The 15,395-nt window shown below is 37.0% G+C and carries 16 protein-coding genes and 2 tRNA genes; all 18 read right to left on the bottom strand.

Annotation, left to right across the window (positions count from 1 at the left end):
• Nucleotides 1–417: 417 nt before the first annotated feature.
• Nucleotides 418–494, bottom strand: a tRNA-Arg gene (locus tag BMY57_RS11460).
• A gap of 22 nt (nucleotides 495–516) precedes the next feature.
• Nucleotides 517–590: transfer RNA gene (locus tag BMY57_RS11465), tRNA-Gly, on the bottom strand.
• A gap of 161 nt (nucleotides 591–751) precedes the next feature.
• Nucleotides 752–1,342, bottom strand: coding sequence for an XTP/dITP diphosphatase (locus tag BMY57_RS11470; RefSeq protein ID WP_091774431.1), 591 nt, complete (start codon nucleotides 1,340–1,342; stop codon nucleotides 752–754).
• Between the two features lie 3 nt (nucleotides 1,343–1,345).
• On the bottom strand, nucleotides 1,346–2,098 hold the full coding sequence (gene rph, locus BMY57_RS11475) for a ribonuclease PH (protein ID WP_091774433.1): 753 nt from the start codon (nucleotides 2,096–2,098) through the stop codon (nucleotides 1,346–1,348).
• 128 nt (nucleotides 2,099–2,226) lie between these two features.
• A complete protein-coding gene (gene racE / locus BMY57_RS11480) occupies nucleotides 2,227–3,036 on the bottom strand; it encodes a glutamate racemase (RefSeq protein WP_091774435.1) in 810 nt (269 codons plus the stop codon).
• Nucleotides 3,033–3,509, bottom strand: coding sequence for a MarR family winged helix-turn-helix transcriptional regulator (locus BMY57_RS11485; protein WP_091774437.1), 477 nt, complete (start codon nucleotides 3,507–3,509; stop codon nucleotides 3,033–3,035). The genes racE and BMY57_RS11485 overlap by 4 nt, the downstream gene beginning before the upstream one ends.
• 130 nt (nucleotides 3,510–3,639) lie before the next feature.
• Entirely contained in the window at nucleotides 3,640–3,864 is a 225-nt protein-coding gene (locus BMY57_RS11490) for a helix-turn-helix domain-containing protein (protein ID WP_091774439.1), read from the bottom strand.
• Nucleotides 3,865–3,969: 105 nt separating this feature from the next.
• The gene (locus BMY57_RS11495; RefSeq protein ID WP_091774441.1) at nucleotides 3,970–4,434 is read right to left on the bottom strand and encodes an acyl-CoA thioesterase; all 465 of its coding nucleotides are present in this window, start codon (nucleotides 4,432–4,434) and stop codon (nucleotides 3,970–3,972) included.
• A 104-nt stretch (nucleotides 4,435–4,538) separates the two neighbouring features.
• Nucleotides 4,539–5,306 (bottom strand): succinate dehydrogenase iron-sulfur subunit, encoded by a 768-nt coding sequence (gene sdhB, locus BMY57_RS11500; protein WP_091774443.1) that lies wholly within the window; start codon nucleotides 5,304–5,306, stop codon nucleotides 4,539–4,541.
• 16 nt (nucleotides 5,307–5,322) lie between these two features.
• Nucleotides 5,323–7,080, bottom strand: a complete 1,758-nt coding sequence (gene sdhA, locus BMY57_RS11505) for a succinate dehydrogenase flavoprotein subunit (RefSeq protein ID WP_091774445.1) — start codon at nucleotides 7,078–7,080, stop codon at nucleotides 5,323–5,325.
• Between the two features lie 49 nt (nucleotides 7,081–7,129).
• A complete protein-coding gene (locus BMY57_RS11510) occupies nucleotides 7,130–7,744 on the bottom strand; it encodes a succinate dehydrogenase cytochrome b558 subunit (protein ID WP_091774447.1) in 615 nt (204 codons plus the stop codon).
• Nucleotides 7,745–7,898: 154 nt separating this feature from the next.
• Nucleotides 7,899–9,695: an excinuclease ABC subunit UvrC gene (gene uvrC, locus BMY57_RS11515; protein WP_091774449.1), complete on the bottom strand. Its 1,797-nt coding sequence runs from the start codon at nucleotides 9,693–9,695 to the stop codon at nucleotides 7,899–7,901.
• A gap of 94 nt (nucleotides 9,696–9,789) precedes the next feature.
• Nucleotides 9,790–10,104 carry a thioredoxin gene (gene trxA, locus BMY57_RS11520; RefSeq protein WP_091774460.1) on the bottom strand — a complete coding sequence of 105 codons (315 nt, stop codon included), beginning with the start codon at nucleotides 10,102–10,104 and terminating at the stop codon, nucleotides 9,790–9,792.
• Nucleotides 10,105–10,284: 180 nt separating this feature from the next.
• The gene (locus BMY57_RS11525) at nucleotides 10,285–11,247 is read right to left on the bottom strand and encodes an electron transfer flavoprotein subunit alpha/FixB family protein (RefSeq protein ID WP_091774462.1); all 963 of its coding nucleotides are present in this window, start codon (nucleotides 11,245–11,247) and stop codon (nucleotides 10,285–10,287) included.
• 30 nt (nucleotides 11,248–11,277) lie between these two features.
• Nucleotides 11,278–12,051, bottom strand: a complete 774-nt coding sequence (locus BMY57_RS11530; RefSeq protein ID WP_091774464.1) for an electron transfer flavoprotein subunit beta/FixA family protein — start codon at nucleotides 12,049–12,051, stop codon at nucleotides 11,278–11,280.
• Nucleotides 12,052–12,070: 19 nt separating this feature from the next.
• On the bottom strand, nucleotides 12,071–12,844 hold the full coding sequence (locus tag BMY57_RS11535) for an enoyl-CoA hydratase (protein ID WP_091774466.1): 774 nt from the start codon (nucleotides 12,842–12,844) through the stop codon (nucleotides 12,071–12,073).
• 12 nt (nucleotides 12,845–12,856) lie between these two features.
• Nucleotides 12,857–13,447: a fatty acid metabolism transcriptional regulator FadR gene (gene fadR, locus BMY57_RS11540; protein WP_091774468.1), complete on the bottom strand. Its 591-nt coding sequence runs from the start codon at nucleotides 13,445–13,447 to the stop codon at nucleotides 12,857–12,859.
• Between the two features lie 71 nt (nucleotides 13,448–13,518).
• On the bottom strand, nucleotides 13,519–15,228 hold the full coding sequence (locus BMY57_RS11545) for a long-chain-fatty-acid--CoA ligase (RefSeq protein WP_246247274.1): 1,710 nt from the start codon (nucleotides 15,226–15,228) through the stop codon (nucleotides 13,519–13,521).
• Between the last annotated feature and the right edge of the window lie 167 nt (nucleotides 15,229–15,395).

A 15,395-nucleotide genomic window follows, 5' to 3' on the forward strand; every position in this document is an offset into this window, starting at 1 on the left:
CCCTCACCTTCAAAGGATTTAGTAATATTAAACTCTTCTAAACCAGGGATAGAAATGTTAGAATACATAGTACACGCAACTCCTTTGTTTTTGTTTATTGGTCTAAACAAATTCTAACAAATTAGGAGCTTGCGTGTTTTATTTTGGCTATATTCCCCTGAAACCCAGGTAGGCCTGACACTCCTGCGGGAGAAGCGAGCCAGGCGAGACCCCACAGAACGTAACGTTAGTGGAGTTCGAGGAGGCTCGCGGATCGCCCGCGGAAAGGGAAGGCCTAACCTGGAAGGTACCACTAAAAACATATAGTGAATTATCAGAAAATAACCTTTACCCCAACAAATATTATAGAGCCAAATAAATTAGATATAAAAAAAGCTCAATCCCTTGTGGTTAAAGGGATTGAGCATATTGTTATAATGGCGTCCCAGGAGAGATTCGAACTCCCGACCCACAGCTTAGAAGGCTGTTGCTCTATCCTGCTGAGCTACTGGGACATTTATTTTTAAAAGCATAAAATGGAGCGGGTGATGGGAATCGAACCCACGACATCAGCTTGGAAGGCTGAGGTTTTACCACTAAACTACACCCGCATATTTGATAAAATATGCAACACTTGATTTAATTAACGCTTATGTATTAGCTTCGCTATCTGTTGCGGACAAAGATTATTATATAAAAGTTACCCGTAACATGTCAACCATTCATGGAAAAATTATTTAAGAAACTGGGGGAATTTTCCCCAGTTTCCTTATTAAAGATGAACTTTAATCTGTTCAATCATCTCATCCAAGGCACGACGGCGATGACTTATCTGATTTTTTACTTCTGGTCCGAGCTCAGCTAAAGTTTGATTGTAGCCTTCTGGAATAAAAACTGGGTCATACCCGAAGCCTTCAGATCCTTTTGCAGACTCTGCAATTTCACCTTCACATCGGCCTTCTACAACAATCGTCTCTTCTTCAGGTCTTGCATAAGCAATGACAGATACAAACGCTGCAGAGCGGTTATTGTTTCCATCTAAATTTTTAAGAAGTTTTTCTATGTTTTCTTCATCATTCTTATCTAAGCCAGCATAACGAGCTGAGTAAACACCAGGTTCACCGTTTAAAGCGTCTACCGTTAACCCTGAGTCATCAGCCATGACAGGTACATTGTATCTTTTAGAATAAGTATCGGCTTTTAATCGTGCATTTTCTTCAAACGTAGTTCCAGTCTCTTCAACGTCCTCTACATTTTCAAACGCGTCCATTAGACTTACCATTTGAATATTTAGTGATTTAAATAATTCTTGAAACTCTTTTACTTTACCTTGGTTTGTGGTAGTCACGTAAACTTGTTTCATAACCTATTCCCCTTTGTGTTCTCCAATTCTATTTGACAGCTCTCCAATTGCCTCTCTCTGATAATTAAATAATTCATTAATACCTTTTTGGGCTAACCTAATCAATTCATTTAATTGTTCAGGTGAGAATGTCGCTTCTTCTCCTGTTCCTTGTAACTCTACAAACTCATTTTGGTCGGTCATGACAATATTCATATCAACAGATGCCGTTGAATCCTCTTCATAACATAGATCTAGAATTGGCTCTCCCTCATCAGTTACTCCAACTGATGTAGCAGCTAAAAAATTCTTAATCGGCATCTCCTTAATTTTTTCTTCTTCTAATAACTTTCCGCATGCTAATACGACAGCGACAAATGCACCAGTAATAGAAGCCGTGCGTGTGCCTCCATCAGCTTGAATGACATCACAATCTACCCAAATCGTTCTTTCTCCTATAAAATCTAAATCAATGACAGCTCTTAAAGCTCTTCCAATTAACCGTTGAATTTCCATCGTACGTCCAGATACTTTACCCTTTGAAGATTCACGGATATTTCGTTGCTCAGTGGCACGAGGAAGCATCGCGTATTCTGCTGTAATCCATCCTTTCCCTTGTCCACGCATAAAAGGAGGGACACGTTCTTCGACACTTGCATTACAGATAACTTTCGTTTCTCCTACAGAAATTAGAACAGATCCTTCTGGATGTTTTGTGAAATTGGTTGTAATCATTACATTTCTCAATTGTTCGGCAGTACGGCCGTCAGTACGCATAATATTCCTCCTGAAATAAATTAAAAATAACTGCAAAATTAGTCTATTCTATTTCTTCTTTTCTAATCACAACCCAAAGTATATCATAAAAAAACTTATACCTCATTGCTCTGAAGTATAAGTTAAACTTATGTCAACGTAATTTGTTTTAAAGAGGCACTTTTCAATTGAAAAATTTCCTCTTTAAGATGTTGAAATACATTAAGACTACCTGTGGTCAAAATGACAGGCTCAGAATGTACCATATCTTGAGAATTATACATATTATAAAATGTTAATAAAGTACTAACTTCAAATCCCGTCTCCACTGCAGATGACAAGACCGTCACATTATTTCCTACAACTTTCTCAATTAACGATTGAATGATGGGGTAATGGGTACATCCGAGAATTAATGTATCAAGATCAGGGTGCTCATTAATAAATTCTAAACTTTCTTCAACCACCTTGATGGCATCTGATTCAATAAACTTCCCACTCTCTATTAAAGGAACAAATTTAGGGCACGCTACACCAGTTGTAGTTAAATTAGGCTTTATCCGTTTAAGAGCTAGTTCATATGCCTGACTTCGAATCGTATTTTCAGTACCAATGATCCCCACGTGATTTGTTTGAGTTTGTTTAATGGCTGCTCTAGCCCCAGGCTCAATAACCCCTACTACTGGAATAGGTAAATGCTCTTTCAATTGCTCAAGCACTAATGCAGTTGCTGTATTACAAGCAATAACCAGCATTTTAATATCAAACGTCATTAAATGGGTAACCATTTCCCACGTATATTGAATAACCTCTTCTTCCTGCTTAGACCCATAAGGGCACCTTAAAGTATCTCCTAAATAAATAAATTTCTCTTTAGGGAGTTGTCTTTTTAGTTCATGTAATACGGTTAATCCACCAACACCAGAATCAATTACACCTATTGGTCGTTCCAAGTTCATTCTCCTCTATTCTTGTTGCTTGCATTTTCTTCATGTACCTTCATTTCATCGAACATTTTTGACATTAGAATGTGTAAGGATTTAACTTCATCCTCAGAAAATGACTGTAAGACTTCTTGTAAATATAATTGCCTCTTTTCAATTACTTCATGAATAATCTCCTTACCTTTATCAAGTAAATGAATACGTACCACACGACGATCTTTTGGGTCTCGGACACGTTCAATCAATTCATTTTTTTCCATACGATCGACCAAATCTGTCGTTGTGCTGAACGCTAAATACATTTTCTTAGAGAGTTCTCCAATCGTTAAGTCTCCCGAATCTTTTAACCATTGAAGAGCAATAAACTGAGGAGGAGTAATTGGATAATGATCTAAAATTTCTCGACCTCTTTGTTTAATAATATGAGATATGTAGCGAATGCTTTTCTCTAACTCTGTTATCGTTTTAGCATCAATAGTAGAATGCACAGGATTTCCTCCTTAAAAAAGTCTATGTTCATATTTTCACTTTTTTATAAGAAAAATTCAAGTATATCTATAGGATTGTCATGCTAATTTAAAATATTAAAGGAACCGGCTATAAAACAGCCGGTTCAAATTATAGCTGAATTTCACCAAGTCGTATTAATTCGACTACAGCTTGAGAACGCCCCTTGACTTGTAATTTTTGAATGGTGTTTGAAATATGATTTCGCACAGTTTTTTCAGAAATAAACAACTGCTCTGCTATTTCTTTAGTTGTCTTATCCTGCACAAGTAATTCAAAAACTTCTCTTTCTCTTTTGGTCAATATATTGGTAGGACGATATTTTTTGCTATCCAAACGGTAACCCCTCCTCTGTTAAAGAGTGAGCTACTTGTTCCTTATGAGGAATTACTTAGTCATGATAGTTTATGAAAAAAAACCGATTTTGGTTCAAACAATTAACTACATATTCACAGATTCACTATATAAGTTAAGTTTTTCTCTCTGTTGATCGTTAATTGGAACGGGTTTACCCGTTTTTGGATTGATTTGAATGACTTTCCCTCTAGCTGTTAAACATAAATCATTATTCTGATTTATCCCCATATAATGTATGTCAATTGAACTATTTCCGATTTCGGCTACCTTTACATAAATAGAAAGGGTATCACCGAAAAAAACTTGCTTGATGTAATCACATTGTAAATCTCCTACGACAGGCACTTTTGCTTGCGCTTCTGCTAAATTACCAAATAAATCTATTTTATCAAAAAATTTAATCCTTGCTTCTTCGAAATAAATAAAAGGTGATACATTATTCATATGACCAAACATATCCGTCTCGGAAAAACGAATTTCTACTGAAGTTGAAAATTTAAAACTTGATCTCCACTCTGTTAAGTCTTGAATGTAATTAGGTAATCTCATGAATGATACCTCCAATTATATAAAATGAATAATTATTCATTTTATATTTTAAATTAGGGGCTGACAATTATGTCAGCCCCTGTTCATGGTTATAATCATATAGATTAATATTGATAGTCACTTCCGAAGAAGTTCTTAAATGAATTAACAGTCGCTTCACGGTTAAGTGCTGCAATTGATGTTGTAAGTGGAATACCTTTCGGACAAGCTTGTACACAGTTTTGTGAATTACCACAATTCTGTAGTCCGCCATCACCTGTTACAGCATCCATACGCTCAGCTTTATGCATAGAGCCGTTTGGAGTTGAATTGTGTAAACGGACTTGAGATAAAGCAGCAGGACCGATAAAGTTGGATTTGCTGTTAACGTTCGGGCAAGCTTCTAAACATACGCCACAAGTCATACATTTAGATAGTTCATAAGCCCATTGACGTTTAGTTTCAGGCATTCTTTCTCCAGGTCCTAAGTCATGAGTACCATCAATTGGAGTCCATGCCTTAACTTTCTTAAGTGAGTCAAACATACGGCTACGATCAACAGCTAAGTCACGAATAACAGGGAATGTATCCATTGGAGTTAATCGAATCGGTTGCTCTAATTGATCAACTAGTGCCGTACAAGACTGTCTTGGTTTGCCATTAATGTTCATTGAACATGCGCCACAAACTTCCTCAAGACAACCCATTTCCCAATGTACAGGTGTTGTCTGCTCTCCCTTAGCATTAACAGGATTACGTCTAATTTCCATTAATGCAGAAATAACGTTCATATTTCGTCTGTAGGGAATTTCAAACTCTTCTTCATAAGACTGAGAGTCCGGGCTGTCTTGACGCTGAATAATCAATCTGATCGTTCTATTTTCTTCAGCCATCTGTATTTACCCCCTTTTATTTCGATTTAGAATAGTCACGCTTACGAGGTTCGATTAATGATGTATCAACCTCTTCATAAGTAATATCTGGACCATTCTTCTCTGGGTTAAAGGTTGCCTTAGTAGTCTTTAACCATTCTTCATCGTTACGCTCAGGGAATTCTGGTTTGAAATGAGCACCACGACTTTCATTACGATTATAAGCTCCTTGAGTAATAACTCGTGCTAACTGAAGCATATCTTGAAGTTGACGTGTAAACATAACACTTTGATTGCTCCATCTTGAAGTATCGGCAATGTTGATGTCTTTCCAGCGTTCCATGAGCTCTACAATCTTCTCATCAGTTTTCTTCAGTTTTTCGTTTTCACGAACAACTGTCACGTTATCTGTCATCCATTCACCAAGTTCACGGTGTAATTTATAAGGGTTCTCACTACCAGAAGTCATATTCATGAGATTTTCAAACTTCTCTTCTTCTTCTTTAAGTTTTTCTTCAAATAAAGAAGATGTTTGATCTTCTGCTAACTCATCTAAACCTTCAATGTATTTAACTGCGTTAGGGCCAGCTACCATACCACCATAGATACATGATAGTAATGAGTTAGCACCTAGTCGGTTAGCTCCGTGAATAGAGTAATCTACCTCTCCAGCCGCAAATACACCAGGGATATTTGTCATTTGATCAAAGTCAACCCATAATCCACCCATTGAGTAGTGAACGGCAGGGAAAATCTTCATAGGTACTTTACGTGGGTCTTCACCAACGAATTTCTCATAAATTTCAATGATTCCACCTAGCTTAACATCTAATTCCTTAGGATCTTTATGCGATAAGTCTAGGTAAACCATATTTTCACCGTTAATACCTAATTTTTGATTGACACAAACATCAAAAATTTCACGTGTTGCAATATCACGTGGTACTAAGTTACCGTATGCAGGATATTTCTCTTCTAAGAAATACCAAGGCTTACCGTCTTTGTAAGTCCATACACGACCACCTTCACCACGTGCAGACTCACTCATTAAACGAAGTTTGTCATCTCCAGGAATCGCAGTTGGGTGAATTTGAATAAATTCACCGTTCGCATAAGCAGCACCTTGCTGATAAAGTCGAGCAGCTGCAGAACCTGTGTTAATGACAGAGTTAGTAGATTTTCCGAAGATAATTCCCGGTCCACCTGTTGCAATAATCACAGCGTCTGCTTTAAAAGCTCTCATCTCATGAGAACTTAAATCTTGTGCAATGACTCCGCGAGAGCGACCATCTTCGTCTAGGATCGTAGAGATAAATTCCCATCCTTCATATTTTGTAACTAACCCATTTGCTTCTTGACGACGTACTTGCTCGTCTAAAGCGTAAAGTAATTGTTGTCCAGTCGTCGCACCAGCAAATGCTGTACGGTGGTGTTGAGTACCACCAAAACGACGGAAATCTAATAAACCTTCAGGTGTACGGTTAAACATAACACCCATACGTTCTAACATATGAATAATGCCCGGAGCGGCTTCACACATAGCTTTTACTGGAGGTTGGTTCGCTAAGAAGTCCCCTCCATATACCGTATCGTCAAAGTGTTCCCAAGGTGAATCACCTTCACCTTTTGTATTAACAGCACCGTTAATACCACCTTGTGCACAAACGGAGTGAGAACGCTTAACTGGAACAAGTGAAATTAAATCGACGTGAACACCAGCTTGAGCAACTTCAATTGTTGCCATTAGACCAGCTAATCCACCGCCCACAATAACGACATTTTTGTTACTACTCATTATGTTGTTTCACTCCCTTATCAATCCGATTTACGATTTTAATCGATCATTAAGATGTAAATGCAATTAGAGAAGCAATTCCCATGTAAGTGAAAATTGCAAAAATAGCAATGGTCACATACGTCATAACGACTTGAGAGCGTGGTGTTACTGTAATACCCCAAGTGACGAAGAACGACCATAAACCATTAGCGAAATGGAATACTGTTGAAATAACACCAACAACATAGAACCAGAACATAAATGGACTGGATAAAATAGTTGCCATTAAATCAAAGTTAATTTCCGTTCCATGAATCGCATTAGCTAATCGAGTTTCCCATACGTGCCATACCACAAAGATTAACGTAATAATACCTGTCACACGTTGTAAAAGGAACATCCAATTACGGAAATAACCAAATTTAAACGAATTTGGCGATGCCGTAAACGCGATAAAAACACCATAGATTGCGTGAAAAAGTATCGGTAAATAAATCACAAAAATCTCTAAACCGACACGCAATGGTAGGCTTTCCATAAAGTGCGCTGCAGCATTAAAAGCGTCTGGACCATATGTAGAAAAGTGGTTTACCACCAAGTGCTGCATTAGAAATATCCCAATAGGTATGACACCTAATAAAGAATGTAGCCTACGATAAAAGAACTCACGGTTTTCCGCCATGTGTTACCCCCCTCGTTTTGTGTAAAATAATCTTTCTTAAAGACATTCATAAAAGTAAACATGACATGTTATATTGTACTTCTAACGGATTAAAGCGTCAAGAAATCCTTACCAATATTAGCGTTGTTTTTCTACATAATTCTACATTTTCATCTTAGTCTTCTGCACCATGATTTTTTTCATTCAAAAAATACTCTTGTATATTTTCTGCTACGTTAGCAGGAATGCCCAATTTGGCCATATCGTCAATGCTTGCATCTTTAATTTGTTCAATGGATCCAAACTGCTGTATCAACAAGCGTTTTCTCTTAGGGCCAATCCCTTCTATTTCATCAAGACTTGATTGAATAGCACTTTTGCCACGGAGCTGCCTGTGAAAAGTAATAGCAAAGCGGTGTACTTCGTCTTGAATTCGTTGTACTAAATAAAATGATTGCTCATTTCGTTTTAATGGAACCGGCTCTGGTGGGTCACCATATAATAGTTCACTCGTTTTATGCTTGTCATCCTTAGCTAAACCACATATCGGAATGTCTAAACCTAACTCATTCTCTAATACATCTTGTGCTGCTGACATTTGTCCTTTAGAGCCATCAACCATAATCAAATCAGGCAAGGGCTGATTCTCTTTTAAAAGTCTTTGATACCGCCGACGAATAACTTCCCTCATCGTTTCATAATCGTCTGGAGATTCGACGGTTTTAATTTTATATTTTCGGTATTCATTCTTCTTAGGTTTACCATCTACAAATGTCACCATTGCCGATACTGGGTGAGTTCCTTGAATGTTAGAGTTATCAAAAGCTTCAATTCGATGAGGCGTTTCAATATTTAAAATATCTCCTAATCGTTCTACAGCTTTAATTGTTCGTTCTTCATCTTGTTCAATTAACGAGAACTTTTCTTTCAAGGAAATTTGAGCATTTTCCATAGCTAATTCTACTAAGTCTTTTTTCTTCCCACGAAGTGGTGTTTTAACTTTGACATCCAACACTTTTGCTAGTAGATCTTGATCACTACCAACTGGTAAGAAAATTTCTTTAGGTTTAATATGATTGGAATGTTCATAAAAACGAGCGATATAACTTATAAACGATTCGTGTGGATCGTTATAAATTGGAAATAAGGAAACATCTCTTTCGATTAATTTACCTTGCCTTATGAAAAATACTTGAACACACATCCAACCTTTATCATATGCATAACCAAACACATCACGATCGGTTACATCTTGAAGGTCCATTTTCTGTGTTTCCATAACACTCTCAATATGTTCAATCATATCTCGATATTCTTTTGCTTTTTCAAAATCAAGGTTTTCAGCAAACTGGTGCATTTTTTCTGTTAATTCTTGCTTGATCTCACGGTGTCCTCCACTTAAGAATGAGGTTATTTTTTGCACTAATTGCTCATTGGTTTCTTGACTTACCGGATACTCACACGGTCCTAAGCATTGGTTTATATGATAGTATAAACATACTCGTTTAGGCATGACATTACATTTTCTTAATGGGTATAATCGGTCAAGTAATTTTTTCGTTTCTCTAGCGGAATATACATTGGTATAAGGTCCAAAATATTTACCTTTATCCTTCTTTACTTTTCTCGTCACAATTAATCTTGGGTGCTCTTCGTTTGTAATTTTTAAAAAAGGATAACTTTTATCATCTTTAAGCATGACATTATACTTGGGGTCATACTTTTTAATCAGATTCATCTCAAGAATTAACGCTTCCATCTCAGAAGAAGTCACAATATATTCGAAATCCTCAATTTCATTCACTAACCGTTGTGTCTTCAAATCATTAGCACTAGTGAAATATGATCTGACACGATTTTTTAACAACTTGGATTTACCTACGTATATCACTTCACCCTTTTTATTTTTCATCAAATAGCAACCTGGTTTATCTGGTAAAATTGCTAACTTGTCTTTTATTTGATCAGCCATTTATAACACCTCATGTTATGGGTTCTAGCTTTATTTTACCATGATTAAACTTGGACATAAAAAGAAGAGCTAACCTCAGTTAGCTCTTTATGATTTATGCGTGTTTTTGTACAAACTCTTGTAACGCATCTTTTGGCTGGAAGCCCATCGCTTGATCGACTTTTTCTCCGTCTTTGAATAAGATTAATGTTGGGATGCTCATAACACCAAATTTTTGAGCTGTTTCTTGGTTTTCATCTACATCCAACTTTACAATTTTAATTTGATCGTTCATTTCAGAATCTAGCTCTTCTAAAACAGGAGCAATCATTTTACAAGGGCCACACCATGCTGCCCAGAAATCTACTAAAACTAGACCATCCGATACTTCTTCATTAAAAGTTTGGTCAGTTGCATTTACAATTGCCATAATTAAATCCTCCTCAATTTCAATTGTAACGTAAGTATATCACGTTAATTCTTATCTTTTCCAATACTTTGTTTCTCATTACATATATAGTGATAAGCCCTACATGTCGTGCATTTCAACTTAAGCTATGTAAAAGAAAGAGTTCCTTACCTTATCATGAGGCAAAGAACTCTTAGGATGTTACTTAACTTGTAATGCTTTAAGTTCTTCCGTTAACTTAGGTACGACATCAAATAAGTCACCTACAATACCATAATCAGCAACGTTAAAGATATTCGCTTCTGGATCTTTATTGATCGCCACAATGACTTTAGAGTTTGACATACCCGCTAAGTGCTGAATCGCACCCGAGATTCCACATGCGATGTAAAGGTCCGGTGTCACAACTTTACCAGTCTGACCAATTTGTAAAGAATAGTCACAGTATCCCGCATCACATGCTCCACGTGATGCCCCTACTGCTGCACCTAATACATCCGCTAATTCGTATAGAGGTTCAAAGCCTTCTTCGCTTTTAACACCACGTCCACCAGCTACAATAATGTTAGCTTCTGACAGGTCTACACCGTCTGATGCCTTACGAACTACTTCTTTAATAATGGTACGTAAATCTTTAATATCAACTTCTAATGACGTGATGTCACCTGAACGGCCACCATCTTGTTCAAGCGGAGCGATGTTATTTGGACGAATCGTGACAAAAGTCTTTCCATCCTTAATCGTCTTCTTTTCAAATGCTTTACCCGAGTAAATCGGACGTACAAATTGATCTCCTTCGATTCCTGTAATATCAGATACAAGTCCGTTATCTAACTTACTAGCAATTCGAGGGGATAAATCCTTACCCGCGGAAGTATGCCCCATGACTAGACCGTCTGGATCTTCTTGTTCAATAACTGCCATAGCAGCTTGAGTATAACCGTCTGATGTATAGTTAGCTAGAAGATCATGAGTTACAGTAACAGCACGATCTGCACCATATTGAATCATTTGGTTAGCTGCATCCTCAACATTTTGAGAGCCTAATACGACAGCCACCACTTCTGCACTTTCATCGATTTGACGAGCCGCAGCTACCGTTTCAAATGAAACATTACGAATCTCACCGTCTTTTAATTCTGCAAATGCTAATATTTTAGTCATATTTTCATTCTCCTTTCTACACCTGTCAAATTAAAGTACTTTTGCTTCAGATTTTAGTAGTGATACAAGCTCTTTAACTTGTTCGTCTGTCTCGCCCTCTAACACCTTACCAGCTTCTTTTTCAGGTGGAAGGAAAACTTTAACAGTTTCCGTTTTCGCTTCGACATCATCTTCATCTAAGTCAAGATCATCAATTTCTAACTCTTCAAGAGGTTTCTTCTTCGCTTTCATAATTCCTGGTAAAGAAGGGTAACGCGGTTCGTTTAACCCTTGTTGACATGTGACAAGTAATGGTAATGATGTTTCAATTTTCTCTTCGTCACCTTCTACGTCTCGAACAATGTTCACTGTATCCCCATCAATATTTAATTCAGTGATGGTAGTCACATATGGAATATCTAAACGATCTGCGAGTCTAGGACCAACTTGACCACTTGCTTCGTCAATTGCAACATTTCCTGCTAGAATTATATCTACTTCTTGATCTGCAAAATATGCCTCTAAAACTCGAACAGTTGTATACTGGTCTCCTTCTTCAAGGTCTTCTTCAGTGTTAATTAAAACCGCTTTATCTGCTCCCATTGCTAACGCAGTACGTAGTTGTTTTTCAGATTCCTCATCACCTACTGTAACAACCGTTACCTCACCGCCGTGTTCATCGCGGATTTTTATTGCCTCTTCAATCGCGTATTCATCATAAGGGTTAATAATATATTCTGCTCCTTCATCTTCAATAACCCCACCATTAATTTGGATTTTCTCTTCTGTGTCAAAAGTCTTTTTCATTAGTACATAAATGTTCATCGGATTACCTCCTTCAAGTCTATTGATCTTTAAAATTAGGTTTGCGTTTCTCTATAAACGCTGTTATACCTTCTTTTGCATCAGAATTTCCAAACACTTTACCAAATTCTACAGCTTCTGCATCGACACCTTCATTAAATTGTGAAGTTTGTGCATAAGGTAATAATTTCATAACAGCATGGATGGAAGGTCCGCTTTTACTAGAAAACTTGTTTGCTAGTTTCATAGAAAATACTTCTAAGTCTTCATCATCTACTGCATGATTGGCTAATCCTAAATTTACAGCTTCTTCCCCTGTAATTGGTTCGCCTGTTAATACCATTTCATATGCTTTTGGCAACCCAACATATCGTGGTAAACGTTGAGTTCCTGCAAACCCTGGTATAATACCTAAATTTAGTTCTGGTAAACCTAATTTAGAACTTTTTGTCACTACTCTTACATGACACGACATCGCAAGTTCCAAGCCTCCACCTAATGCAGCTCCGTGGATCGAAGCAATGACTGGAACATGAAAGTTCTCAATTCGATTAAATAATTGTTGACCTTTTTTAGCCAACGCTGCGTAATCGCTTTCACCTTGTAGTGTCGTAAATTCTTTGATGTCAGCACCAGCTGAAAAAAACTTGCCTTCTCCATTAAGAATCACCGTTTTAATTGTTGAATCTTGCTCGACTTCATCCAAAACGGTTGATAAACCTTTAAGAATACCAGAAGATAAGGCATTAGCTGGAGGACTATCAATCGTAACAATTGCTACATGGCCTTCCTTCTTCCAAGTAAGATGCTCCATCAAGACAACTCCTTATGATTGGTGTATTTTAAGTCCATTCGCAATAATAAAATGAACTTCTTTAGCTTGGCCAACTAGATCATATCTTTGTTCCTTCATAACCCAATTTGTAACGACTTCATCAAGTGTACCAAAAATCACTTGACGAACTAATTTAACATTCAGGTGCGCATGAAAGGTACCTTCATTCATACCTTCTTCTAATATCCGGTCAACAACAGCTAAATATCCTTTTAAAACATCATTGATCTTCATTCGAAGCTCTTTTTTTGACTGTCTTAATTCAAGCTGTGTCACTATAGCGAGCGAAGGATTTTCAGACAGCTGACGAAAATGCATATCGATTAAACGATATAGCTTTTCGTCAGCTGAATGATGTTCAACTATCACTTCTTCGATTCGCTCGATAAACTGACCCATTTTTTCTTGAAATACAGAGACCAATATATCTTCTTTATTTTTAAAATATAAGTAAATCGTTCCGTCTGCTACACCAGCTCGTTTGGCAATTTTTGAGACTTGTGAAGCATGGTAACCATTTTCAGCTATAACTTCTACGGCTGCATCAATTATTTTTTTATATTTTGGTTTATTCTTCTTCATAATCGGACTCCTCAAAACTGAATGAATGGTCATTCACTTATCATATTATAAGGAAAATCTAAAACTGTCAACTAGGAAGTCGGATTTGCCTCTTCTGATCTCAATTTTTCCTTTTCTTCATCGACTAGCTTACGACGTAAAATTTTACCAACTGCCGTTTTAGGTAGTTCACTTCTAAATTCATATAATTTTGGCACTTTATAAGCCGCTAAATTTTCTCGACAATAATGGTCAAGTTCTTCTTCCGTTAATTGTGCACCATCTTTTAATACGATATACGCTTTGACTGTTTCGCCACGGTACGGATCAGGTATTCCTGCAACAACAACTTCAGAGATCGATTCATGCTCATAAAGCACTTCTTCTACTTCTCTTGGGTAAATATTAAATCCACCAGCAATAATCATATCTTTCTTTCGATCAACAACATAAAAATAACCGTCTTCATCCATATATCCCATGTCACCAGTTAATAACCAGCCATCTTTTAATGTATTGGCCGTCTCTTCTGGTTTATTCCAATAACCTTTCATAACTTGTGGGCCTTTTACAGCAATTTCTCCAACTTCACCCACCGGTAATTCTTCTAACGTGTCTGGCTTAAATACTTTTGCATCTGTGTCTGGCCAAGGGAGTCCGATTGTTCCTGCACGTCTATTCTCATAAATTAAGTTAGAATGTGTAACTGGAGATGATTCTGTTAAGCCATAGCCTTCAACTAGCTTACCACCTGTAACTTTCTCAAATCGTTGCTGTATCTCAACAGGTAATGGAGCCGAGCCACTTAAACATGCTTCGATCGATGATAAGTCATAATTTTTTAATTTAGGATGGTTAAGCAAACCAATGTAAATTGTTGGCGCACCCGGAAATAGTGTAGGCTTTTCTTTATCAATTAATTTTAATACCGTATCGACATCAAATTTAGGAACTAATACCATTTTTTGGGCCATCATCACGGATAAGTTCATAACAGCTGTCATGCCATAAACATGGAAGAAAGGTAAAATCCCTAAAACTACTTCATTACCATATTCAGCTTTATATACCCAGTGACAACACATTTGTGTATTAGCAACTAAATTACGATGTGTCAGCATAACACCTTTTGGAAATCCTGTTGTACCACCAGTATATTGAAGTAAGGCTAAGTCTTCTTGAGGGTCGATTTCGTGAGCTGTGTAATTGACATTTGCCATTTCCAACATCTTCGTCCAAACATGAGTATCTCCATTATGTTCAGGTTTTACCACCATGTTATATTCTCGTTTTTGAATGAATGGATAGATCAGATTTTTTGGAAATGGTAAATAGTCTTTGATACCGGTTACAATAATGTGTTCCAAACTAGTTTCATTTTTCACATGGTTAGCTCTCGGTAGTAAAATATCTAAGCACACTAAAAACTTTGCACCAGAGTCATTGAGCTGATATTCTAATTCTCTCTCTGTATAAAGCGGATTGGTCTGTACGACGGTCGCTCCACCAAGCAATGCGCCGTAGTAAGCAATAACTGACTGAGGAGTGTTTGGTAACATCACCGCTACTCGATCACCTTTTTCCAAACCAAGGCCTTGCAAGTAACTCGCAAATTTTCTTGCCGAATCAAAAACTTCTTGATAAGTGATTTCTTTCCCCAGAAAATGAATCGCTACTTTATCAGGGAACTTTTCAGCAGCGTCACCTAAGAAATCTTGTAAAGGTCTGTTGTCATACTCAATCGTTTTTGGGACCTCATCAGGATAATGCTTAAACCACGGTTTAGATAAATCTACCCCCACTATAAATAGCCTCCTTTTATATATACTAATTATTATTATAAACAACATTTAGACAAAATTAAAATAATTATTCTAATTATCTGATAAAATCGACAAAATAAAAAGTAGCCCACGAACTAAGTTAACCATACTTTGCGCCGTGAACTACATATTTATTAACTATAAAT

This window comes from Piscibacillus halophilus (assembly GCF_900110685.1).
Taxonomy (GTDB): Bacteria; Bacillota; Bacilli; order Bacillales; family Alkalibacillaceae; genus Piscibacillus; species Piscibacillus halophilus.